Annotated in this window: 1 protein-coding gene; it reads left to right on the top strand. The window is 69.8% G+C overall.

Annotated features, from left to right (window positions below; translation table 11 throughout):
• Nucleotides 1-111 precede the first annotated feature (111 nt).
• The gene (locus ABZS66_RS61635; RefSeq protein WP_354774270.1) at nt 112-1,593 is read left to right on the top strand and encodes an NF041680 family putative transposase; all 1,482 of its coding nucleotides are present in this window, start codon (nt 112-114) and stop codon (nt 1,591-1,593) included.
• Nucleotides 1,594-1,601 lie beyond the last annotated feature (8 nt).

Genomic DNA, 1,601 nt, shown 5'->3' with positions numbered 1-1,601 from the left:
CTTGATCTTTAACCTGGGGTGGTTGACGTCGGCCCCTGGTTGGTGATGGAAACAGCCCTTGGGTGATCATCTTCTTGTCGAGGGAAGAAGATCAATACCAAGGGCTGCTTCATGATCAGTGTGCCTGATGCTGGGCCGGTTGTCCCGGGCGGGGACCTCGGGTGGTTCCGGCGTGCGTTGCATGCGTGTCTGACGCGTCGTGCGGATGCGTTGTTCGAGATGGCTGACGCGGTGTTGTGCGCGGACGGGCCGGTGTCGTCACTGCCGGGGTTGTCGCTGGTGGCGGAGCACCGTCGTGGACACGGCGCGTTGTACGACGCGCTGGCGGCCGGCCGGGTGGAGGTTGATCGGCTTCGTCGGGTGCTGGCTGCGGCGCCGCTGCCGCGGGCGGCGGACGGCCGGATCGTCCTGGCTGTGGATGTCACCTGTTGGCTTCGGCCGGAGGCACACACCTCACCGGAGCGGATCCTGTGTCACACCTCCGGTCGCAGCAAGGGCGAACACGTCGGTGTTCCGGGCTGGCCGTACTCGTTCGTGGTCGCGTTGGAGACCGGCCGCAGTTCGTGGACCGCGCCGCTGGACGCCGTCCGGCTCGTTCCGGGCGCGGATCTGGCGATCGTGACGGCCGGGCAGGTGCGTGACGTGGTGACCCGGCTGATCGACGCAGGGCACTGGCGGCCGGGTGATGCGGACATCTGGACCGTCATGGACGCCGGCTACGACGCGGCCCGCCTCGCCTGGCTGCTGCAGGACCTGCCGGTCCGCGTCCTGGCGCGGCTACGCTCGGACCGGGTCCTGCGCCGGCCCGCGCTACCCCGCCTGCCGGGCACCAACGGCCGGCCACCACGCCACGGCGGCGAGTTCATCTTCGGTGACCCGGCCAGCTGGGACACCCCGGACGTGACCACCACGACCGACACACGGCTCTACGGCACTGCAACCGCCCGCGCCTGGCACCGGCTACACCCCAGACTGACCCGCCGCGCCGCCTGGGCCGACTGCCCCGACCTGCCGATCCTGCACGGCACACTCATCCGCCTGGACGTGGCCCGGCTGCCCTCCGGCGCGACCGCGAAACCGGTCTGGCTGTGGTGGTCCACCGGCACCGGCGACGAACCCACACGCGACCCGGATGCAGCGCTGGTCGACCTGCTGTGGCAGGCGTTTCTGCGCCGTTTCGACATCGAACACACCTTCCGGCTGTTCAAACAGACCCTCGGCTGGACCGTGCCGAAACTGCGCGACCCCGCCGCCGCGGACCGGTGGACCTGGCTCATCATCGCCGCCCACACCCAACTGCGGCTGGCCCGCCCGCTCGCCGCCGACCTACGACGGCCATGGGAGAAACCAGCACCACCACACCGGCTCACCCCCGCCCGGGTCCGTCGCAGCTTTCGGCACCTCCGCACGGCGACAGCCTGTCCCGCCAGCGCGCCGAAACCTTCCCGGCCAGGACCCGGACGACCACCCGGACAGCCCAACCGCCACCCCGCCCACCGCCACGACGTCCACACCGTCACCAGCAACGAACCCGGGAACACGACCTCCAAGAAGAAGAAACCGAGCAAGCCACGACCCCGACGGCGAGGTTAAAGATCAAG

The sequence above is a fragment of the Dactylosporangium sp. NPDC005572 genome (assembly GCF_040605515.1).
In the GTDB taxonomy this organism is placed as follows: domain Bacteria; phylum Actinomycetota; class Actinomycetes; order Mycobacteriales; family Micromonosporaceae; genus Dactylosporangium.
The sequence above is the reverse complement of the archived record's forward strand: the minus strand, read 5'-3'. Positions and strand labels throughout refer to the sequence as shown.

Excerpts from the sequence above, each read along its gene's own strand:
- ABZS66_RS61635 (WP_354774270.1), top strand. The coding sequence starts at position 112 with ATGATCAGTGTGCCTGATGCTGGGCCGGTTGTCCCGGGCGGGGACCTC.